This window comes from Micromonospora sp. NPDC052213, from assembly GCF_040679695.1.
Classification (GTDB): Bacteria; Actinomycetota; Actinomycetes; order Mycobacteriales; family Micromonosporaceae; genus Micromonospora.
In genome coordinates, this window is sequence record NZ_JBFAVI010000059.1 from 1 (window position 1) to 20,415 (window position 20,415).

Annotated in this window: 19 protein-coding genes; 5 read left to right on the plus strand and 14 right to left on the minus strand. The window is 72.8% G+C overall.

Annotated elements, in window-relative coordinates:
* The coding region (locus tag AB0L34_RS16495) for a TAXI family TRAP transporter solute-binding subunit (protein ID WP_363705318.1) at nucleotides 1-193 on the plus strand (193 nt) is incomplete at its 5' end.
* Between the two features lie 125 nt (nucleotides 194-318).
* On the opposite strand, the gene AB0L34_RS16500 is transcribed toward AB0L34_RS16495, so the two are convergent.
* A complete protein-coding gene (locus tag AB0L34_RS16500) occupies nucleotides 319-1,794 on the minus strand; it encodes a HAMP domain-containing sensor histidine kinase (protein WP_363705319.1) in 1,476 nt (491 codons plus the stop codon).
* Nucleotides 1,795-1,803: 9 nt separating this feature from the next.
* Nucleotides 1,804-2,460: a response regulator transcription factor gene (locus tag AB0L34_RS16505; RefSeq protein ID WP_350706496.1), complete on the minus strand. Its 657-nt coding sequence runs from the start codon at nucleotides 2,458-2,460 to the stop codon at nucleotides 1,804-1,806.
* Between the two features lie 229 nt (nucleotides 2,461-2,689).
* Between AB0L34_RS16505 and AB0L34_RS16510 the strand changes: the two genes are divergently transcribed.
* Together AB0L34_RS16510 and AB0L34_RS16515 are read left to right on the plus strand one after the other, a co-directional pair.
* Entirely contained in the window at nucleotides 2,690-3,028 is a 339-nt protein-coding gene (locus tag AB0L34_RS16510) for a DUF952 domain-containing protein (RefSeq protein WP_363705320.1), read from the plus strand.
* A 165-nt stretch (nucleotides 3,029-3,193) separates the two neighbouring features.
* Nucleotides 3,194-3,739, plus strand: a complete 546-nt coding sequence (locus AB0L34_RS16515) for an acyltransferase (protein WP_357451829.1) — start codon at nucleotides 3,194-3,196, stop codon at nucleotides 3,737-3,739.
* A gap of 64 nt (nucleotides 3,740-3,803) precedes the next feature.
* Here AB0L34_RS16515 and AB0L34_RS16520 read toward each other — a convergent pair whose 3' ends face one another.
* Complete coding sequence (locus AB0L34_RS16520) at nucleotides 3,804-5,561, minus strand: CDP-glycerol glycerophosphotransferase family protein (RefSeq protein ID WP_363705321.1); 1,758 nt, start codon at nucleotides 5,559-5,561, stop codon at nucleotides 3,804-3,806.
* Between the two features lie 440 nt (nucleotides 5,562-6,001).
* Between AB0L34_RS16520 and AB0L34_RS16525 the strand changes: the two genes are divergently transcribed.
* Nucleotides 6,002-8,101: a DUF6541 family protein gene (locus tag AB0L34_RS16525; RefSeq protein WP_363705322.1), complete on the plus strand. Its 2,100-nt coding sequence runs from the start codon at nucleotides 6,002-6,004 to the stop codon at nucleotides 8,099-8,101.
* A 112-nt stretch (nucleotides 8,102-8,213) separates the two neighbouring features.
* On the opposite strand, the gene AB0L34_RS16530 is transcribed toward AB0L34_RS16525, so the two are convergent.
* Both AB0L34_RS16530 and AB0L34_RS16535 read right to left on the minus strand, forming a co-directional pair.
* Nucleotides 8,214-9,179, minus strand: a complete 966-nt coding sequence (locus tag AB0L34_RS16530; protein ID WP_357451820.1) for a Gfo/Idh/MocA family oxidoreductase — start codon at nucleotides 9,177-9,179, stop codon at nucleotides 8,214-8,216.
* Nucleotides 9,176-10,276, minus strand: a complete 1,101-nt coding sequence (locus AB0L34_RS16535; protein ID WP_363705323.1) for a DegT/DnrJ/EryC1/StrS family aminotransferase — start codon at nucleotides 10,274-10,276, stop codon at nucleotides 9,176-9,178. Before AB0L34_RS16535 ends, AB0L34_RS16530 begins: the two co-directional genes overlap by 4 nt.
* A gap of 281 nt (nucleotides 10,277-10,557) precedes the next feature.
* Here AB0L34_RS16535 and AB0L34_RS16540 point away from each other — a divergent pair, with 281 nt between their 5' ends.
* Entirely contained in the window at nucleotides 10,558-11,559 is a 1,002-nt protein-coding gene (locus tag AB0L34_RS16540) for a lysylphosphatidylglycerol synthase domain-containing protein (protein ID WP_363705324.1), read from the plus strand.
* Nucleotides 11,560-11,622: 63 nt separating this feature from the next.
* Here AB0L34_RS16540 and AB0L34_RS16545 read toward each other — a convergent pair whose 3' ends face one another.
* The 9 genes from AB0L34_RS16545 to AB0L34_RS16585 all read right to left on the minus strand — a co-directional run bounded on the left by AB0L34_RS16545 (nucleotide 11,623) and on the right by AB0L34_RS16585 (nucleotide 20,369).
* Entirely contained in the window at nucleotides 11,623-12,858 is a 1,236-nt protein-coding gene (locus tag AB0L34_RS16545; protein ID WP_363705325.1) for an acyl-CoA reductase, read from the minus strand.
* Nucleotides 12,855-13,901, minus strand: coding sequence for an acyl-protein synthetase (locus AB0L34_RS16550; RefSeq protein WP_357451808.1), 1,047 nt, complete (start codon nucleotides 13,899-13,901; stop codon nucleotides 12,855-12,857). The genes AB0L34_RS16545 and AB0L34_RS16550 overlap by 4 nt, the downstream gene beginning before the upstream one ends.
* Nucleotides 13,898-15,319, minus strand: a complete 1,422-nt coding sequence (locus AB0L34_RS16555; protein WP_363705326.1) for an AMP-binding protein — start codon at nucleotides 15,317-15,319, stop codon at nucleotides 13,898-13,900. The genes AB0L34_RS16550 and AB0L34_RS16555 overlap by 4 nt, the downstream gene beginning before the upstream one ends.
* Nucleotides 15,316-16,071, minus strand: coding sequence for an SDR family oxidoreductase (locus AB0L34_RS16560; RefSeq protein ID WP_363705327.1), 756 nt, complete (start codon nucleotides 16,069-16,071; stop codon nucleotides 15,316-15,318). The genes AB0L34_RS16555 and AB0L34_RS16560 overlap by 4 nt, the downstream gene beginning before the upstream one ends.
* The gene (locus tag AB0L34_RS16565; protein WP_357451799.1) at nucleotides 16,064-16,303 is read right to left on the minus strand and encodes an acyl carrier protein; all 240 of its coding nucleotides are present in this window, start codon (nucleotides 16,301-16,303) and stop codon (nucleotides 16,064-16,066) included. The genes AB0L34_RS16560 and AB0L34_RS16565 overlap by 8 nt, the downstream gene beginning before the upstream one ends.
* A 25-nt stretch (nucleotides 16,304-16,328) precedes the next feature.
* Nucleotides 16,329-16,964 carry an acyltransferase gene (locus tag AB0L34_RS16570; protein WP_363705338.1) on the minus strand — a complete coding sequence of 212 codons (636 nt, stop codon included), beginning with the start codon at nucleotides 16,962-16,964 and terminating at the stop codon, nucleotides 16,329-16,331.
* A gap of 2 nt (nucleotides 16,965-16,966) precedes the next feature.
* A complete protein-coding gene (locus tag AB0L34_RS16575; RefSeq protein ID WP_357451796.1) occupies nucleotides 16,967-18,157 on the minus strand; it encodes a glycosyltransferase family 4 protein in 1,191 nt (396 codons plus the stop codon).
* A gap of 112 nt (nucleotides 18,158-18,269) precedes the next feature.
* Nucleotides 18,270-19,202: an NAD-dependent epimerase/dehydratase family protein gene (locus AB0L34_RS16580; protein ID WP_357451794.1), complete on the minus strand. Its 933-nt coding sequence runs from the start codon at nucleotides 19,200-19,202 to the stop codon at nucleotides 18,270-18,272.
* 27 nt (nucleotides 19,203-19,229) lie between these two features.
* Nucleotides 19,230-20,369, minus strand: coding sequence for a DegT/DnrJ/EryC1/StrS family aminotransferase (locus tag AB0L34_RS16585; RefSeq protein ID WP_363705328.1), 1,140 nt, complete (start codon nucleotides 20,367-20,369; stop codon nucleotides 19,230-19,232).
* Nucleotides 20,370-20,415 lie beyond the last annotated feature (46 nt).

Genomic DNA, 20,415 nt, shown 5'->3' on the forward strand with positions numbered 1-20,415 from the left:
CGACCTGTTCGTCCGGGCCGACCTGCCGGTGGCGCTGGTCGGGGTGGGGACCCGGCTGCTGATGGACCGCCGGCAGGAGCGGGCCGCGGCTCAACCGGCCGCCGGCCGGATGAGCCCGCGCTCGGCCATCGCCACCTCCCCGCTGCCGCTGCACCCCGGCGCCGCCGGCTGGTACCGCGCCGCCAAGCCCTGACCCTGGCGGCCGGCTGCCGGCGGCGGCGGTCACGGGCGATCAGGAGGACGGCGGTCGGACGGCGGCGACGTCGCCCGGGCGGGGCGCCACCCGGTCACGGCGTGCCCGGGCGGGGCGTCACCCGGTCACGGCGTGCCCGGCCCGGCGGCCACCGGTGCGGCGGGCGCGTCGACGGGCGACGCGGGAGCACCGGCGGGGACCGGCTCCGCCTGCTCCGCCGGGTCCGCCGGCCGGGTCGGGGCCGGGAACCAGAGGCCGGCGACCAGGCCGCGCGGCTCGCCCCGGCGCATGGTGAGCCGCCCGTCCGAGGCGTCGACCAGCACGGCGACGATGGTGAGGCCCAGCCCGGCGCCGTCGACGTTCTGCACCTCCGGCGCCCGCCAGAACCGCTCGGTCGCCTGGCCGAGCTGGCTCTCCGTCATGCCCGGGCCGGTGTCCCGGACCTCCAGCGCCGTCCCGCCCTCGTGGTGCCGCACGGTCACCGTCACGGCCCCGCCGGCGCCGCTGAACTTCACGGCGTTGTCGATCAGCGCGTCCAGGGCCTGATCGATGGCGGTCGGCACGGTCCGCGCGTACGCCGGGGCGTCCTCCGCCGCGAGCCGGAGGGTGACCGACCGGTGCCGGGCGAGCGGCTCCCACGCGGCGACCCGGGACGCGGCCACGGCCGCCGCGTCGACGGTGACCCGCTGGTTCTCCCGCCGCTCGGCGCGGGCCAGGGTGAGCAGCGCGTCCAGCACCAGGGCGAGCCGGTCGGTCTCCTCCAGGGCCAGCCGGTGCTCGGCCTGGCCGTCCGGGTCGGTCAGGCCCAGCCCCAGCTCCTCCACCCGCAGGCGCAGCGCGGTCAGCGGGTTGCGCAGCTGGTGGCTGGCGTGCGCCACGAAGGCGCGCTGCCGGTCCATCACGTCGGAGACGACGTCGGCCATGTGGTTGAAGCTGGTCGCCAGCCGGCGCAGCTCCGGCGGGCCGAGCCGGTGCTGCACGCGGGCGCCGCGGTCCCCCTCGGCGATCTCGTGGGTGACCGCGTCCAGCTCGGTGACCGGGCGCAGCACCCAGCCGGCCAGCCCGAACGCGGTGAGCACGCAGGCCAGGACGGCGAGCAGCCCCGTCCCGGCCAGCACCAGCCACCAGACGGCGACCGCGCGCCGGACCGAGTCGGTCGGGGTGGCGGTGACCACCGCCCCGAGCACCTCACCGCCGTCGTTGATCGGCACCGCCACCACGATCGGCCGGTCGACCCACGGCCAGACCGACTCCGGCCCACTGGCCTGCTGGCCCGAGAGCGCGGTGTCCAGCGCCTCGCGGGTCCCCGCAGCCGGCCGCCAACTCTCGGAGGCCGCCACCGTCCGGCGGTCCCGGTCGACCACCGCCGCGCCGATCCCGTACAGGTCGTCGTAGCTGCGCAGCTCGTTGTCGAGCGGGCCGGGGGTCCCGCCGCGCAGCGCCGGGCCGGCCAGCGAGGCGAACCGGGTGGCGTCGGCGAGCCGGTCGGCGCGCACCCGGTCGGTCTCCCGGGTGGCCAGGGTGGCCGCCAGCGGGGTCTCCAGCGCGATCAGCACCAGCACCATCAGCAGCAGGTAGCTGATCACCAGCCGACGTCGCACGGCGCCGCCTCACTCGCCGCGCAGCCGGTAGCCGACCCCACGGACGGTCTCCACCAGGCGGGGGTCGCCCAGCTTGCCCCGCAGCGAGCCGACGTGCACCTCGACCGTGTGCCCGTCGCCCCAGGTGGTGCCCCAGGCGTCGAGCAGGATCCGCTCGCGGGGCACCGCCACCCCGGGCTGCCGGGCCAGGGAGAGCAGGACGTCGAACTCCTTGCGGGTCAGCGCCACCGGCCGGCCGGCCACGGCTACCGTCCGCGCGGCCACGTCGATGCGGACGGGCCCGGCCTCGATCAGGTTGCGCTCGGGCACCGTGTGCGCCGCCCGGCGCAGCACCGCCTCGATGCGCGCCTGGAGCTCGGTCATGGAGAAGGGCTTGACCACGTAGTCGTCCGCGCCCAGCCGCAGGCCGAGCACCCGGTCCCGCTCCTCGCCCCGGGCGGTCACCGCGATGATGCCGAGCTGGCTGCTGCGCCGGCGCAGCTCACGGCACAGGTCGGTGCCGTCCCCGTCGGGCAGGGTCAGGTCGAGCAGCACCAGGTCGCAGGGGGCGGCGGAGAGGGCGGCGGCGACGGTCGCCGCGTGCTCGACCTCGTACCCCCGGCGGGTGAGGGCGGAGGAGAGCGCCGCGGCCACCCGACGGTCGTCCTCGACCAGCAGGATGCGCACCCGGGGCCCCCATTCGTCGGCGTGTCGACCCCGAATGGTGGCAGAAGTCGGCCAGGAGCGGGAGGGTAGGCCCCGCGTCGGCCGCCGTGCGGACGGCGGCCCGGACCCCTCCGGCCCCTCCGGGAGCGGGCGGCGGGCCCGGGTCGGAGCCCCGGAGACCCCCACCGAGAGCGGCGGCGGCGCGGGCGGTACCGCCGAGAACCGGGCCGGTTCTGCGTAGGCTGCCGGGGTGATCTACAAGCTGCTGACCACCGTCGAGTGGGACGACGCCCTGGCCGGGGGCCACTTCGCCGGCACCGCCACGGACGCGCAGTCCGGGTTCATCCACCTCTCCGGGCCCGACCAGGTGGTCGAGACGGCCCGCCGGCACTTCACCGGCGCCACCGGGCTGACCCTGCTCACCGTGGACCCGGCCCGGCTGGGCGACGCGCTGCGCTGGGAACCGTCGCGCGGCGGGGCGCTCTTCCCCCACCTCTACGGGCCGCTGCCGGTGCCGGCGGTGGTGGCCGCCGACGCCCTGCCGGCGGACGTGCCGGTCGCCGACGCCGTGGCGGCGCTGCTGGGCTGAGGGGGTCGATATGCTACGCCGAGTCCGCGCGCCCCGGCCTCACTCTCCGTGCCCGGGGCCGGCGCGGCAGCCCGGACCCGCGCGGGCGGCCGCCCCTCCCGGCGTACGCCGCACGCGGGTCACCGACGGCGCCCGGCGCGCCCTGCGACCCATGCGAGTTGAAGGATGACTGACAGCAGTTCCCCGTCCCCCTCGGTCTTCGTCCACCCGACGGCCGACGTCGAGGAGGGTGCCCGGGTCGGCGACGGCACCAAGGTCTGGCACCTGGCCCACATCCGGTCCTCCGCCCAGGTGGGCGCCGGCTGCGTCATCGGCCGCAACGTGTACGTCGACGCCGGCGTCACGGTCGGCGACCTGGTGAAGATCCAGAACAACGTCTCCGTCTACCAGGGTGTGACCCTGGAGGACGAGGTGTTCGTCGGGCCGTGCGCCGTCTTCACCAACGACTTCCGGCCCCGCGCGCAGAACCCGGACTGGAAGATCACCCCGACGGTGGTCCGCCGGGGCGCCTCGATCGGCGCGAACGCGACCCTCGTCTGCGGCATCGAGGTCGGCGAGTACGCGATGATCGCGGCGGGTTCCGTGGTGACCAGGGACGTGGCGCCGTACCAGCTCGTGGCGGGCAACCCGGCGCGGCCGAAGGGCTGGGTCGACGAGCGGGGCGAGGTCGTCTCCCGGGACGTGGACACCCCGCCGCAGCGGCAGGGCTGACCCTCCGACGAGAAACGGCGGTGGACGGGCGCTCCCGGCCACCGCCGTCGCGCGTACGCGGTGCTCAGCGGCAGAGCCGCGAGATCTCCTCCCGGAACCGCTCCATGGGGTTCGCCTCGGCCGGGCCGAGCAGATAGGTCTTCAGCTCCCGCCGGGCGTCCGTCATCGGGTCGTCGCCGGCCCGGGTGACGGACACGATCTTCTCCAGCTCGCCGCAGTCCCGGGAGAGCAGGTACGCCGCCCGCGACGTCGGGTACTCCCGGCGGAACTCGTCCTCCGGCAGGCCGCCCGGGTTCGCCACCACGTACGGCCGCTGGCTCTGGACGAAGTCCGAGACCACACTGGACACGTCGCTGATCAGCAGGTCGGTCTGGTTGAAGCAGTCGAACAGCGCCGGCGTCCGGCCGGTGACCACGAGGTGCCGCGTGCCGTCCAGGGAGGTCGCGTCCGGGTCACCGCCCGCCGCGCGGATCCGCTCCACGATCCGCTCGTGCACCGCCTTCGCCTCCTTGGCGCGGGAGCCGGTCAGCGGGTGCGGCTTGTAGATGAGCCGGACCGCCGGCACGGTGGCCAGCAGGCCCTTGACGATCCGCTCCCCCATCAGCACCAGCGAGGTGTGGTACGGGTCGTCGTCCAGCCACCCCTCCCAGGTCGGGGCGTAGAGCACCGTGAACGGCCGGTCGACCGACTCCGCGCCGAACGTGTGCACCCCGGCGAGCTGCGGCCGTCCGATCTCGACGATGTCGGAGTCGAGCACGCCCACCCCGGCCCGGGCGTACCGCTCGCGCCCGGCGAGGCCGGCGACCCACACCTCGTCGTACACCTTGCTGTACGGGTTGACGCTCGCCTGCTTGTCGCTGTCGCCGTGCCCGACGAAGACGTGCTTCATGCCGGGCTCGCGGAGCATGTGGATGTTCGCGCCGACGTTCGCGGCGTAGAGCGCGGCCCGCACGCTGCCCAGTTCGAGGTTCATGAAGTCCACGCCGGCCGGCACGCAGATCACCGGCAGCCGGGTGTCGGCCAGCTCGAGGAACGCCTCCTTGCTGCGCAGCAGCACCACGCCGCGCTGGTCGAGCGCCTCGGTCGGGGCCAGCCACATGTTCGCCTGGTAGACGTCCTTCGCCGGCCCCGCGAAGTAGAGGGCCACCTCTGGCCGGTAGCTGTCCAGCCAGCGCTGGACCGCGGGCAGCAGCGGGCTCTGGCCCATCCCGCGCCCGCGCAGCCAGGTCAGCGCGACGATCCCGCCCACCAGCGCGGCCGCCGCCACCGTGAACGCCCCGACGGCGAACACCGGCACGACGTCCTCGGCGACGACGGCGGCCACGGCCGCCGGCACGAGCGCCACGTTCACCAGGGCAAGCTGGTCACCGGTGACGCGTCCCACCCACTCCGGCGGCCGGGGCGCCGACCGCAGCGGGCCGAGTTCGATGTTGCGGACCAGGGCGGAGGCCGGATTACGTCGGTCGATCATCTCGGTCAGGGCGCCGGCGAAGATCGCGATCACCCAGACCGCCGCGGGCAGCAGGAGCAACACGGTGAGCTGCCCCGACGACAGGTTCACGTTGGCGACCACGAGCAGGGTCACGGAAAGATCCCGGGCCAGCTGCCGGTAGGGCCGGTTGAGGCCGACCTTGACCAGCAGGTTCTCGGTGGGGGCGGACCAACGGCCCAGTGCGAGATCGCCGAGCACGGCGGCCAGTCCGGCCACGGCGAAAAGGCCCACCCAGCCGAGAGCGCCTGCCGCGAGCATCACCAGGTAGCACAGCAGCAGCAGCGCTCCGCGGGCTGCGACGCCGACACGTGCCAACAACGTGGCGAACAACAAACACGCTCCCTCTGAGATCGACGACCGGCGGGGCCGGCCGGCGGTGTCGTCCCGGGCGCGGAACGGTGCCGCACGCCGTCCCACCTTGGCGAATCATGGCGTTCCCCTGGACCAGTCTGTCATCGCGGCAGGCGAGGGGTAGCTGCGACCTTAACGCGAGGCGACGAAGGCCATCTCCTCGGGTATCACGCCACAATACGGTCACCTGGCCGGCACTCGCCATCAATGACCACGGGCCGAAACCCCGTCTCGCCGCGCACCCCGGTACGCAGGTCGCACATCGGACGCGGCACCCGCGTCGGCGCAGGCCCACCGGCGGCGAGCCCGCCGGACGGGCCCGGCCAGCGGGGGCCCGGAGGAGGGCGACCGTTGACGCCCACGGGTTCCGATATTGTTGCCGCCGTCGCGGCGTCGACGGACCGCCGGAAGGGAATCGCGTGCTGACCACTCTCATCGCCTTCGCCGTGGCCATCGTGCCCGGGGCGCTTCTCGGATTCGTCGTCCCGCCGGGACGCTACCGCTGGGTGGTGTGGGCGACCGCCCCGGCGCTCACCCTGGGTCTGACCACCGTGTCCATGGGCTGGCTGCCGGTGCTCGGCCTGCCGCACAGCGCGTCCGCCGTGCTGGTCGGCGAGATCGTGCTGGCCGCCCTGGTGGTCCTCGTCGCGCGGTTGATCCCCCGCGGCCTCCCGGTCGGCCGCCCGGCCCAGCCCGCCGACCCCGCCGACCCCGTCGACGACGGCCCGCGGGCACAGGCCGACGGCGCCGGCGGGCGGTGGCGGACGGTAGCGGCCCGGTTCCGGCTCCGGCCGGTCCGTCCCGGCTGGGCGGACGTGGTCGGCCTGGCGGTGCCTTCGGTGGTGACCGTGGCGTACGGCTGGCTGCTCCTCGGCCGGCTCATCGCGCCTCCCGGCTGGGACGCGATGAACCACGGGTACTTCACCCGCCGGATTCTCGACACCGGCAGCGCGACCATCGCCACGGCGTGCAGCAGCGGGTCCACCGAGCCCGTGCAGGGCTGCTCCTTCTACCCGCTGAACACCAATGTCGCCTGGGCCCAGGCCGCCGAACTCTCGGGCGGCCAGATCAGCACGGCGATGAGCGCCTGGTCCATCCTCGTCGGGCCACTCGCCCTGGTCGCCGGCATCTACGCCGCCGTACGCCTGCTCGGCGGCCGTCCCGTGGTCGCGGCCTGCGCGGCCGTCGCGCCGACCTTCCTCGGGCCGCTCTGGCTCTCCGTCTCCACCGGCCGCATCACCCAGCAGACCGGGCCGTGCATCGCGGTGGCGATCGCGCTGCTGTCCGCGCTCGCCCTGCGGGGCCCGCACCCGGTGCGGCTGGGCCTGTTGGCCGGGCTCGCCGGTGCCGGCCTGGTCATGTCGCACACCTACGACATCCTGGTCGTCGTCGTCTTCGCGCTGGGCGTGCTGGTGCTGATCCGGCACCGGATGACGCTTTCCAGCGCGGCCGCCGGCGCCGTCGCCGCGCTGATCGGCGGCGTCGTCGCCCTCGCGCCCTTCCTGAGCGCGCTGACCAGCGCCAACGGCGAGCGCGCGCAGAACGAGCCGGCGCTGCTCGGCAAGTGGGCCGAGTCCTTCGAATACTGGGTCACCGACCCGCAGCGGTACGTGCTCTTCGGCTTCCCGCCGCCGGGCGGGGCCGATTACCAGCTCAGCGTCACCTCGATCCGGATCGCTCTCGCCGTCACCATCACCTGCCTGCTCGCGTCTCCGCTCAGCCTGCTCTTCCGCCAGCTGCGCTGGGCCTGGCCGTGGCTGCTCACCGGAGTCGTGTTCACCGCCATCGGAGTGTGGACGACGAGCTCGGACTCCGGCGGGGCGATGCTGCTCTCCGGTCTCTGGTACGGCGTGCGGGAGCGACTGCGCTCGATGATCCTGCCGGTCTACGGCGTCATCGCCGTGGTCGGCGCGGTGGCGATGGGTCTCGCCCTGCAGTGGCTCGCCGCCAGGCTGGTCGCCCGCGCCCGAGGCTTGCGCGACTCGGCCCTGCCGGGCGCGGTCGCCGCGTCGGTGGTGGTCGTCGCCCTGGCCGCCCTCGCGGCCCTGCCGTCGAGCTGGCAGCCGATCCGGGGCGAGTTCAAGAAGCGGGCGCCCGTGGGAGACGCCTACACCGACGCCTACCGCTGGCTGGCGGTGAACACCCCACCGGACAAGGTGGTCGCCTACGACCGGCACCGCCAGTTCATGACCTGGTCGTACGTGGACCACGGCGTGCCGGTGCTCTTCGGCCTGCCGCCGTTGCCCGGCTTCGACGTCGGCAACTACGACCGGCGCTGGGACGCCTGGAACTGGCTCGTCGACAACGAGGACTCGAGGCCGGCCGGCTGCGAGGTCGAACGCTTCGGTGTCGAGTACCTGGTGGTCGGCGGCGGACGGGCCATGCCGGGCGGGTGGACGCGGCACTACACGCCGGCCCGGCTCGACGCGAGCGACCGGGTGCGCCTCGTCCAGCAGTTCGGCTCGATCAAGATCTACCAGGTCACCGACAAGGGCCGGGTCTGCGCCCAGGGCGGCTGACCGCGCCGGGTCGACCGCCGACGGGTGGAGACCGTCCTGGGTGGAGGGAAACGCGAGGGGCGCCGCCGGTCTCGGCGGCGCCCCTCGGCGCGTCAGGCGGGCGGTGCCGGACTCAGCGGGAGCTGTCCCCGATGACGCCGGCGACCGCGCGGTGCGCCGGCAGGATCCGCTGCCGCTCCTCGTCCAGGTCGATCCGCCCGGCGAGGATGTCGAGGAAGTGGTCCAGTTGGGCGGCCAGCGGCTCGCGGTTGGAGACCAGTTCCGGGACCTCCATGATGCTCTGCTGCCGGTAGCCGCGGCCGTCGGGCGTGGCAGCGTCCAGCGAGACGTGTCGGTAGATCGTCACGTCCTTGCGGATCAGGTCCGCCTCGATCAGCCGGTCCACCTCGCTGATCACGAGCGTACGGACCTTGCGCTGCCCGATCCTGCTCGCCGACACGTTGGCCAGCGCGCCGTCGCCGAAGGTCAGGACCGCCTCGGCGACGTCCTCGGCGCCCGGCAGCGAATCCGGGTGGAAGTGCCCCAGCGAGCCGCGCACCGCGGCCGGCTCACGACCGCCGAACACCTGAATCGCCAGGTCGACGTCGTGCACGAGCAGATCCCAGGCGACACCGGTCTTGATCCGTGGCGCGTACGGCGAGTGCCGGGTGACGGTCAGGTGCACGGGCTTGTGCACCAGCGCCAGGGCGGTGAGCACGGCCGGGTTGAAGCGCTCCAGCAGGCCGCAGAGCAGCGGCAGCCGCCGCTTCTCGGCGTTGGCCACGATGTCCTCGGTCTCGCTGAGGCTGCCGCAGACCGGCTTCTCGATCAGCAGCGGCTTCTCCGCGGCGAGGACCTGCTCGGCGAGCCCGTGGTGGAACTCCGTGGGCGCCGCGATGACGACCGCGTCCACGCTGGAGAGGTCGGTCAGGTCCGGAGCCCAGGCGGCGCCGTACCGGTCGGCGATCTCCCGTCCCACGGTCTCCCGCGGCTCGACCACCAGCGCCAGCCGGGCGCGGGGCGACTGGGAGATCACCCGGGCGTGCAGCGACCCCATGGCGCCGGTGCCGACCAGCGCGAAGCGCACCGCGGCGGTCACGCGCCGACCGCCTTCCGGACGGCCTCGACCACGCGCTCCACGTCGCCGTCGGTCAGGTGGTGGTGCACCGGCAGCGAGACACACTGGCGTACCACGCGGTCGGTGACCGGCGCCGGGTCGGCCACGACGCGCGGGTGCTGCCGGTAGCAGTCGTAGTCGTAGACCGTCTTCGGGTAGTAGATGCCGCAGCCGACGCCCTGCTCGGTGAGGCGGGCGATCACCTCGTCCCGGGAGACCGGAGCCTCGTCGGTAACGAGCACCGTGTACTGGTGCCAGACGTGCGAACGGCCCGGCAGTTCGGTGGGGAGCCGCAGGCCGGGCACGTCGGCCAGGCCGGCGGAGAGCCGGGCGGCGTTGTCCTTGCGCCGCTTGACGTTCTCGCCGTAGTTCGCCAGCTGCGGAATGCCGAGCGCGGCCTGAAGGTCGGTCAGCCGGTAGTTGTGCCCGGCGACCTCGTACTGGTAGCGCTGGCGCATGCCCTGGTTGCGCAGCACCCGCAGCCGGTCGGCGAGCGCGGCGTCGTTGGTCGTGATCATGCCGCCCTCACCGGTGGTGAGGTTCTTGGTGGCGTAGAGGGAGAAGGTGCCGAGGCCGAAGCTGCCGGCGCCACGCCCGTCGATGGTGGCCCCCAGCGACTGGGCGGTGTCCTCCACCAGGCCCAGGCCGTGCCGCTGCGCCAGCGGGACGATGGCCCCCATGTCGGCCGGCTGACCGTACAGGTGCACCGGCATGAGGACCTTGGTGCGCGGACCCACGGCGGCGGCGAGCGCCTCCGGGTCGAGGCAGAAGTCGTCCTCGCGGATGTCGGCGAACCGGGCGGTGGCACCGGCCTCCAGGATCGCGTTGAGCGTGGCGACGAAGGTGAAGGGGCTGGTGACGACCTCGTCGCCGGGCTGCAGGTCGAGCACCTCGAGCGCCGCGACCAGGGCAGTCGTGCCGTTGTTGACGGCCACCGCGTGGTCCACCCCGACCACGTCGGCGAACTCGCGCTCCAGCCGCGCGACCATGGGGCCCTGCGCCAGCATGCCGGAGCGGATCACCTCGACCGCCAGTTGCTCGGCCGCCTCGTCCAGCTTGACGACGGAAATGGGGATCACAGGGGTCTCTCCTCGGGGGTCGGTGGCAGCGGGGCAGACGTTAACAGCGGCGGACGCGCGGGTGAAAAGTGGCCGCCGCCAGGGCCGTCCAGCTCGGGCGCGCCAGGGTACGTGCGGGCGCGGAGCCTCGGCTAGTGTAGTGCCTTGCTCTGTCAACCCCATCCCCTGCATAAGGTGAAATCCGACGCGGAGGCAGATAACCCGTGGTAGAGACGGCGACCCGCGAAGGCGTCAGCAGCACCCCCGGTTCGGATCCGGCACCCCCCACACCGGCCGCAGGGATGCGCCGTTGGCTGTCGCTGGGTGTACGGGTGGTGGTCATCGCGGCCATCGTGGCCGGAATGACCTGGAGCGTCGTCGACCAGTGGCCACAGGTCCGCTCGACGTGGCTCGGGCTGGCCTGGCAGTCCGTCGTGCTCTCGGTACTCGCCGCGCTGCTGGGCATGGTCGCCAACACGATGGCCTGGCGGGCCGCGGTGGACGACCTGGAACACCGGGTGTCCGTCGCCGCCGCGCTGCGGATCTGTCTGGTCGGTCAGCTCGGCAAGTACATCCCGGGCAGCGTCTGGGCGTACGTCCTCCAGATCGAGCTGGGCAAGCGCGCGGGCCTGCCGCGGGCCCGGGCCTTCCTCGCCTCGCTGGTCACCGTCGGGCTGGGGGTCACGGCCGCGCTCGGCCTGGGCCTGCTGAGCCTGCCCGCGCTGAGCGGCGCCGCCGGCGGCGCCGACTCGACGTACGCGGATTCGGTCCGGGTGGCGTTGTGGATCGTGGCGATCCTCTTCCCCATCGCGCTCATCTGTGCGATCCCCCGGGTGCTGACCGCCCTCGTCCAGATCGCCCTGCGGCTGCTCCGCCGCCCGCCGCTCGAGCACCGGCTGACCTGGCCGGGCGTGCTGCGGGTGATCGGCTGGAGCGCCCTGGGCTACAGCCTGTTCGGGGTGCACCTCTGGCTGCTGGCGAACGCCCAGGCCGCGCCGGGCGTCGAGGGGCTGCTGCGCTCGGTCGGCTCGTTCGCCATCGCGATGACGGTCGGCATGTTCGCCTTCCTCTCCCCCTCCGGGCTCGGGGTGCGCGAGGCCGTGCTGGTGGCCGCGCTGGCCCCGTTCCTGCTCGACAGCGGCGGCGTGGGCGCGGCGATGGGCATCGCCCTGGCGTCCCGGCTGATCTTCACGATCGCGGACGTCCTCGCCGCCGGGCTCGCGGCCCTCTCCGGTCTACGGCAGCTGCGCGGCAGCGGGCCGGAGGTCGCCCGGGTCGGGGCGGACGGGTCCGTCGCGGGCTGAGCGCGACACCACGCGCACAGGGCCGGTCACGCCACCGCGTGACCGGCCCTGTGCGCGTCCGGATCAGCGGGTGACGACGCTGGTGATCCGGGTGAACTCCCGCATCAGGTCGTAGCCGTCCCAGGTTGCGGCGAAGTTCAGCGCATCACCGATCGGGACGATCCGGTCCACGCCACGGCCGCCGAGTGCCCGGGCGAAGGAGGTCAACTCCTGCGCGGTGAAGCCGAAGTGGGTGACCGTCTGATCGCGCCGCACCACCACCGGGGCGAGGTCGGCCAGCGCGTCCACCCGCGACTGCGGGAAGGTGCCCACGCCGAGCCAACGCCGGGGGATGTCGGCGGGGGCGGCCAGCTCCACGGTGGCGAGCGCGTTGCCTTCGAACCGGATGCCCGTCGCCGCTCCCTCGATCGCCAGTCCGTAGGTGGCGACCCGCTTCTCCACCGCCATCGCGGCGTCGACCTCCGGGCGCTTGCCCTCCAAGACGGTACGCAGCCGGCCGAGCAGGTCGGCGCGGGCCTGCTCGGTTCCGGCCGGGTCGCCGACCCAGTAGACGGCCCGGGGGGAGGCGCACGCGGCCTGGTCGAACCAGTAGGCGTCGTTGTAGAGACCCAGTGCTGCGGCGTCCCGCTCGGCCGCGGAGGCGCCCAGCCAGCCGGCCGTGCTGATGACGGTGAACGACGAGCGGTCCGGGAAGGTCACGTCCCGGGCGTGCGGCGCCAGCGCGTGCCTGCGGATCTCCGTCACCGACCGGTCGCCGCCCCAGATGACGCGCAGGTCCGCAGCGGCGGAGAGGGCGGCGGTGACGGCGTCGTCCCGGCCGTACGTGACCATCCGCTGGGTCTGCCGGACTGCCGGGTGGGCGTCGGCGAGCGTGTCGTTCAGCGCGTCGAGCACCGCGTCCGCCGCCCCGGCGGAGCGGGACGAGATGCGCACGACGTTGGCGTTACCGGCGAGCGCCGCGAGCGCCCACGAGTAGACGAAGATGGTGTCGACGTTGGCCGGCGGCACGTGGAACACCAGACCGCGTGGGAAGCGCAGCTGGGCCGGCTCGTCCGCGACCCGGGCGAGCGCCTTGGTGATCTCGCCTCGCCGCAGGAAGAAGCCGAGCGAGGCGAGTTCCGGGTGCCGGCGGGCCACGGCGGGCCGCAGCAGCCGGCGGGCGAACGCCACCAGGAACTCGACCACCCGCTCGTCGCCGACCGTGAGGTGCCCGTCGACCGGGTCGGCCCGCAGCGCGGCGACCAGGTCGTCGACGGCGATGGCGCCGCCGGCCGGGAAACGCTCGATGAGCTTGCTCATGCCGCCTCCGCGAAGGTGTCGCTGCAGCCGCGCGCCTCGGCCCGGGGCAGCCGGCCGAGGATCGAAAACCGCTTACCCGGCCAGACGCCATCGTCGACGCCGTGCACGACGCCGCGGTCCTCGGTGAGTAGCAGGTGCCCGGGGTACGACCGGGGCAGAGTGCTGATCACCTGGACCACGCCCGGAGTACCGACCGGCACCTCCTCCCAGGTGTGCGGGTCGCGGATGATGATGTCGGAGAAGTCGGGGCAGTAGAGACCGCCGCCGTCCGGGCCCTCCAGGAAGGTCAGCCCGATCTGCTCCACCATGCCGTAGAAGTTGTGGATCCGGGTGAGCCCGGTGTCCTCCGTGAAGCGGCGGCGGAACTCGGCGTTGTCGACCGCCCGGTCGACCAGCTTCTTCCAGCCGCCGCTGTGGATGAGGATGCCGTTGCTCAGGTCGAGCCCGTGGTCCCGGGCCAGCTCGTAGAGGTAGAGCCAGGTCATGAACGTGAAGCCGAAGATCAGGAAGGGCTGCCCGCCGTGCTTGTCGAGGAACGCACGCACGGCCGCCAGGTCGGGCTGGTCCTCTTCGTCGAGCACGAAGGTGTGGTCCCGGCCGAAGTTCATCAGGCCCAGCACACCGGCGCCGCGCGCGGAGAACGACTTCCGGTTCTTGAACAGGGCCCGGGTGTCGACCAGCAGCATCGGCAGCCGCTGCGGGCCGATCACGGTACTCAGCGTCGCGGAGAGCATCTTCTGCTGCACCGAGGCGGCGTCCTTGTCGAGGTAGATGCGGCTGACGTCGCCGGTCGTACCGGACGAGGTGAGCACCTTGAACACCTCGTCGTCGGGGATGCTCTTGAGTACGTGGTGCTTGAAGAGCCGCACCGGCAGCCACGGCAGGTCGGCGACCCGCTCGTACCGGCGGCCGGGCAGGTGCCCGAGCGAGGCGAGCAGTCGGGCGTACTCCGGGCTGTTGGCGCGGTGGTGCTCGGTCAGCTCCACCAGCTCGTGCAGCAGGCGGGATTCCCGTTCGGCCTGGTCGAGGGTGAAGAGGGTCATACCTGCGCCTCCAGGGAGCGGTAATCGATCTTGCCGTTGGGCAACTGCGGCAACCGCTCGATGGTACGGACGTCGAAGCCGGACCGGTGCAGCCTGAGCCGCTCCGACAGCCGGCCGGCCAGCGCTCGTGCGCCGTCGTCGTCGATCCCCTCGACGAAGAGCACGACCTTGTCCGGACCGGAGACCGCGACGACAGGCCCCTGGTCACGGGCCATCTCCTCGATGTCGTGCAGGTTGACCCGGATGCCGAAGACCTTGCCGAACCGCTTGAGTCGGCCACGCAGCCAGACGAATCCGTCCTCGTCGAGGTGACCGAGGTCACCGGTGCGCAGCACGCCGCCCTGGTCGTCCCCGCGGCTGAGGTCCGCCGCGCTCTCGGCGTAGCCCATCATCACGTTCGGTCCGCGGTAGACGAGCTCACCGACCACGCCGGATTGGCTGGTCTCGGCGCCCTCGGCGTCGAGCACGCGGAACGAGCCGCCGGCCAACGCGGGGCCGACGGAGCCGACCCGCTCCGGCAGCGCGTCGGCCGGCAGGGTGCTCATCCTCGGCCCGGCCTCCGTGCACCCCCACATCACGTGGAACCGGCCGCCCACCGCGCTGATCTTCTCGTGGAAGGCGACGATCATCTCGTCGCGCAGCTTGCCGCCGGCCTGGGTGAGCGTGCGCAGCGACGGATACTTCGCCGGGCTCCACCGGATGCGGTGCAGCATCTCGTAGTTGTAGGGCACGCCGGCCAGCGAGGTGGCGCCGTACTCCTGTACGGCCTGCCAGAACTCCCGGGCCAGCACGCCACCGTCGACCACGAGCACGGTGGCGCCGGCGGCCAGGTGGCTGGTCAGCACCGACATGCCGAAGCTGTAGAACAGCGGCAGGCTGGTCGGGGCGACCTCGGTCGGGCCGATCGCCAGCGCGGAGCCGATCGCCGTCGCGTTGGCCAGCAACGCCGCGCGGGAGAGTCGGACGAACTTCGGATCCCCGGTGGAGCCGGAGGTGGCGAGCAGCACGGCCAGGTCGGGGTGGGGCCGGTCGGCCGGGGGCCTCTCGCGCACCCAGGCCGGCCCGAGCACCGGGTGGTCGACCTGCCGGTAGTCCTTGGGCAGTTCCCCGGGGGCCGTGCCGGTGCCGCCCTCGGCGAGGCCGACCACCGCGACGGGCTCGAACCGGCGGACGAAGTCCGCCAGCACCGCCGGGTCCAGCGCCGGGTCGAGCAGCGCCACCGGGCGTCCGCCGTCGACCGCGCCGGCGAAGCGCAGCACCGCGGCCGTCGAGAGGCCACTGCGGGCGAAGACGACGCCGGGCGGCAGTTCGGCGTACGCTGCCGCGACCTCATCCACCCGGGCGGTCAACGCGGTGCCGGTGAGGATGGCGCCGGTGGCGGCGTCGACCAGTCGGGCCGACGGGGCGACGAGCCTCATACGACGAGCCCTCCGTCGACGCCGAGCACCTGACCGGTGACGTAGCGGGCGGAGTCGCTGAGCAGGAACCGGATCACATCGGCCACCTCGGCGGGCTCGCCGAGCCGACCGAGCGGCGCCGCGGCGGCCTGCGCCTGAAGCACGTCGGCCGGAAGGGCGGCGGTCAGGTCGGTGCGGATGACACCCGGAGCGACCGCGTTGACCCGGATGTGTCGGCTGCCAAGTTCCCGGGCGGCCGACCGCGCCAGCGCGGCGACGGCGGCCTTCGACGCGGCGTACACCGACTGGCCGGCGGCGCCGCTGGTGCCCACGACGCTGGCCAGCAGCACGATGGCGCCACCACGCCGCTCGGTGCCGTCGCCGGCCTTGCGGCGGCGGGCCATCGCCCGGGACGCGGCCTGGACCGCCGCGACCGCACCGGCCACGTTGACGTCGAGGGTGCGCCGGACGTCGTCGGCGCGGACCATGCCGAGCAGGCCGCTCTCCATGATGCCGGCGTTGGCGACGAGCATGTCGAGACCGCCGTGCTCGGCGGCGACCTGCTTGACCACGGCGCCGACGGCGTCGAAGTCGGCCACGTCCAGCCCGACCCCGTGGGCCCCGAACTCCTTGGCGACCTCTTCGGCGCGGGCCGCGTCCCGTCCGGTGAGCACGACGGTCGCGCCGGCGTCGGCCAGCGCCCTGGCCGTGGCCAGACCGATTCCCCGGGTGCCGCCGGTCACCAGCGCGACCCGGCCGGCGAGCTCACTCATCGACGCCGAGACCCCGCAGCATGTCCAGCGCCACCTTGAAGCTGCTCATGTCGATGACCTGGTCGGTCTCCAACTGCACGTCGAACTCGTCCTCGATCGCGGCGACGAGCGTCATGTGGCCGAGGGAGTCCCACTGCTCGATGTCACGGTACTTGAGGTTCTCGACGTCGGTGCCCTCCGGGAGCTCGAGGGCGTCGACGAAGACCGTACGCAGCCGGTCGTTGAGAGTCATGATCGTGATTCTCCGTTGTTCGTTGTCACTGGGGGACGTCGTCGGCGCGACGCCCGGGCGGCGAACCCCACTGCGGAGTCTCCCCCCGCGCCTGTGCCTCGGCCCGGCGGGCGGCGTTCTGTGCCCGCACCCGTTCGGCCTCGGCCTTGATGTGGTCCTGGTCGTAGCGCTGGAAGACCCGTGCCGGGTTGCCGGACACCAGACTGTACGGCGGAACGTCCTTGCTGACCACCGAGAGCGGGCTGACAGTGGCGAAGTCGCCGATGGTGACGCCCATCATGATCACGCTGTTGCCGCCGATGAAGCAGCCCTTGCCGATCCGGACCGGCTTGCGCTCGATCAGGTCGCTGCCGGAGTAGTTCTCCAGCATCATGTTCGCCAGCCAGCTCGAGTGGGTGAACACCAGGCAGTTCAGGCCGATGCTGGTGTGTTCGCCGATCTCCAGGCCACCGCTGGCGTCCAGCACGGTGTTCTCGCCGATCCAGCAGTGCTCGCCGAGGACCAGGTTCTCCGGGCTGATGATCTTCGTGCGCTCGCGGATCCGGGTGCTCTCGGGCAGCCCGAGATGGCGGGCCCGCTCGACGTCGTTGAGGAAGCCGCCCAGGAAGTCGTTGAGGATGCCCGTGCGCAGCCGGTTGCTGCGCTCGTCGTCGGAGAACATGCTCACCGGTTCACCCGCACCATCCGCTCGAACGCCGAGAGGTGCTGGCGGGTCACCACGTCCATCGTGAAATGCGAGTAGACGAGGTCGCGCTGCTGCTTGGCGATCCACTCCCGCTCCTGCGGGTCGTCGAGCAGGCGGACGATCGCCGCGGCCAGGTCGGCCGGATCGTTCGGGCGGGCCAGCACGAAGTTCTCCCAGTTGTGCAGCCGCACGGCGGGGAAGTTGGTCTCCGTGACCGTGCCGATGGTGGCCCGGCCGGCGGCCATCGCCTCCAGGCTGGCCGTGCCGAAGCCGCCACCCTGGAGGTCGTGCGCCACCACGTCCGCGGCGGCGAAGTACGAGGGCACCTCGGCCGGGGGGACCGCGCCGGTGGTGATGATGGCGTCGCTGACACCCAGCTCGGCGGCGCGCTTGGCGAAGGCGTCGTAGTAGACCCGGCCGATGATCATCACCTTGGTGTCCGGGTGCTTCGCCAGCACGGTTGGCAGAGCCTCCACCAGGGCCATCCGGTCCCGCAGCGGGATGACGTGCCCCAGCGAGACGATCACCGGCTGATCACCGACGCCATGCCTGGCCCGCACGTCGATGGTCGCCGGCTGCTCGAACCGGCCCGGTTCCACCGCGACGGGGATGTACTCGAAGTCGACGTCGGTGGCCCCGTAGCGTTGCTCGCAGTACGTGGCAGCCAGCTCATCCATGATCACGTAGCGCGGCCGGAACCGCCGGATGATCGGCTTGACCAGGAAGCGGTCCAGCATGCGGAAGAGCGCCGCGTACTTCGGGTCCGGGCTCTCCAGCCGGGTGTGGATGGACAGCAGCACCGGGATCCGCCGGCGCCGGGCGTACCAGCCGGAGAGCCAGCTGAGGTCGAAGAACTGGCCGTGCTGGTGGATCACGTCCGGCGCGAACTCGTCGAGCAGCCGCGACACCCGGCGCAGGTTGCCGGGACGGGCCAGTGTGAAGGCCATGTCGAAGTCGATCGCCAGCCCGAGCTGCGGCATCGGCATGGCGGGCAACCGCACCACGCGGTAACCGTCGCGCTCCTCCTCGGCCGGTGTGTCCTTGTAGGCGGCGGTCAGCACGAGAACCTCGTGCCCGGCGGCCGCGTACCGGGCCGCGAGGGCCGCGGCCAGGTGCGAACTCCCGCCCGGTCGCGGCGGGAAGAAGTTGTTCACGACGGCGATCCGCACGGCTCACTCCTGTCCGGGGGGACGGTCGGGACGGTGGTGGGTTGAAAGGGGTCGCGGACCGCCGGGACACCAGGTACGTGTCCGGGGCGGCCCGCGGCTAAACGTCGTGCGACTAGACGATCTCGGTCTTGATGAGGTCGGTCATCCCGTCCTCGACGGCGATGGTGGGCTCCCAGCCGAGCACCTCGCGGGCCCGGGTGATGTCGGCGGCGCGCCGGCTGACCAGCACCTCGCGCGGGTTGAACTGCGGCTGCACGTCGACGCCGACAGCCTTGATCAGGATCTCGGCGAGGCTCGCGATCGAGGTGTCGAGGCCGGTGCCGATGTTGACCGGCACGTTGCCCTGCTCGGCCTCCATCGCGGCGACCACCGAGCGGGCGATGTCGTGGACGTGGATGAAGTCCATCGACTGCTCGCCCTTGCCGTCGATGACCGGCGGCTCGCCGTTCTTGAGTCGCTTCACGAAGTGGTTGATCACCGAGGTGTAGTAGGCGGTCGGCTTCTGGCCCGGGCCGTAGACGTTGAAGAACCGCAGAGCGATCCAGTTCAGGCCCTTGCTGCGCTGGTAGAAGCCGAGCAGGTCCTCGCCGGCCCGCTTGGAGATGCAGTACGGGGTGAGCGGGTCGAGCCGGTCGTCCTCGTGCATCGGCAGCTTCTTCGGGTCACCGTAGACCGAGGCCGACGACGCGAAGACCAGCCGCTTGACGCCGTGGTCGGCGGCGGCGGCGAACACGTTGTGGTTGCCGACCATGTTGATGTCGATCGACTCGTACGGGTCGGCCTGGCTCTTGTTGATCGAGACCGCGGCCAGGTGGATCACGTAGTCGCAGCCCTTCATGGCCGCGTGCACGGCGCCGCCGTAGCGGACGTCCTGGTCGATCAGCTCGACGTCGCCGGTGGCCACCAGCTCCGCGACGCGGTCCCGGTCACCGCGGAACATGTTGTCGAAGATGCGGACCTTGTAGCCCTTCTCCAACAGCATCGGCACCACGTGCAGGCCGATGAAACCCGCGCCTCCGGTGATGAAGACGGTCTGCTTCGACATGGCGGAGCGTGTCCTTCCTTTGGGGAGTCAGCGGCTGGTGGCCGCGATGTTGACGACGTCCACCAGCGTGGCCGCGACGGTCTCGACCTGGGCGTCGGTGAGGTTGGCGTGCATCGGGATGGCCAGGTGCCGGGCGAACAGGTCCGCCGAGACCGGGCAGGGCGTGGTCTGGCCGTAGAGCGGCTGGACGTGCGAAGCGTACGTGCCGAAGGTGCACTGCACGCCGCGCTGCCGCAGCGCCAGCGCCACCGCGCCCCGGTCGACGGAGGGCGCCAGCGTGACGACGTACGACTGCCAGGGGTGCTCGCGGTCGGGCGCCTCGTACGGGGTGGTGATCAGCTCGTGGTCCTTGAGCAGCTCGCCGTAGCGGGCCGCGATGCGGCGCTTCGCGGCCAGCAGGTCCGACAGCCGGTCGAGCTGGGCGAGCATGATCGCCGCGGAGATGTCCGAGAGCCGGTAGTTGTAGCCCAGCTCGGTGAAGGCCGGGATCGGCAGGTGCGACAGCTCGGCGCGGGTGAGCGCCCCCTCCACCCCGTACGTGTGCAGCTTGCGGGCGTGGGCGGCGAGGTCCTCCCGGTCGGTGACGTAGGCCCCGCCCTCGCCGGCGGTGATGCCCTTGCGGCCGTGGAAGCTGAAGGTGGCGACGTCGGCCAGGCTGCCGGCCGGCCGGCCCTTGTAGGTGGCGCCGGCGGAGCAGGCGGCGTCCTCGACCAGGAACAGGCCGTGCTTGTCGGCGATGGCGCGCAGCTCGTCGTAGTCGGCCGGCTGCCCGAACGCGTCGACGGCGATGATGCCGACGGTGCGCGGGGTGATCGCGGCCTCGACCGCGGCCGGGTCGACCGTCCAGGTGTCGGGCCGCACGTCGGCGAAGACCGGCGTGGCGCCGGTCCACATCACCGAGTGCCCGGTGGCCGGGAAGGTGTAGTCGCCGACGATCACCTCGTCGCCCGGCTTGACACCGAGCGTGAGCAGCGCCAGGTGCAGCGCCGAGCCGCAGTTGCTGGTGGCGAGGGCGTGCCGGGTGCCGACGGTGGCGGCGAAGCGCTCCTCGAAGCGGCGGCAGGTGGGCCCGGAGCCGGCGAGCCAGCCGGAGGCGAAGACCTCGGCGATGGCCGCGAGCTCCGCCTCGCCGACCGTGGGCTGGCCGAGCGCGATGACCTCAGACATGTGACCCCCAGAGTGATGGACCCGGAGCAGTCTAGGCCAACCGGGC

Bases quoted from the DNA above. Each gene is read 5' to 3' on its own strand.
- AB0L34_RS16515 (WP_357451829.1), top strand. From the start codon at position 3,194: ATGACTGACAGCAGTTCCCCGTCCCCCTCGGTCTTCGTCCACCCGACG.
- AB0L34_RS16540 (WP_363705324.1), top strand. From the start codon at position 10,558: ATGCGCCGTTGGCTGTCGCTGGGTGTACGGGTGGTGGTCATCGCGGCC.
- AB0L34_RS16545 (WP_363705325.1), bottom strand. From the start codon at position 12,858: ATGAGCAAGCTCATCGAGCGTTTCCCGGCCGGCGGCGCCATCGCCGTC.
- AB0L34_RS16550 (WP_357451808.1), bottom strand. From the start codon at position 13,901: ATGACCCTCTTCACCCTCGACCAGGCCGAACGGGAATCCCGCCTGCTG.
- AB0L34_RS16555 (WP_363705326.1), bottom strand. From the start codon at position 15,319: ATGAGGCTCGTCGCCCCGTCGGCCCGACTGGTCGACGCCGCCACCGGC.
- AB0L34_RS16560 (WP_363705327.1), bottom strand. From the start codon at position 16,071: ATGAGTGAGCTCGCCGGCCGGGTCGCGCTGGTGACCGGCGGCACCCGG.
- AB0L34_RS16565 (WP_357451799.1), bottom strand. From the start codon at position 16,303: ATGACTCTCAACGACCGGCTGCGTACGGTCTTCGTCGACGCCCTCGAG.
- AB0L34_RS16570 (WP_363705338.1), bottom strand. From the start codon at position 16,964: ATGTTCTCCGACGACGAGCGCAGCAACCGGCTGCGCACGGGCATCCTC.
- AB0L34_RS16580 (WP_357451794.1), bottom strand. From the start codon at position 19,202: ATGTCGAAGCAGACCGTCTTCATCACCGGAGGCGCGGGTTTCATCGGC.
- AB0L34_RS16585 (WP_363705328.1), bottom strand. From the start codon at position 20,369: ATGTCTGAGGTCATCGCGCTCGGCCAGCCCACGGTCGGCGAGGCGGAG.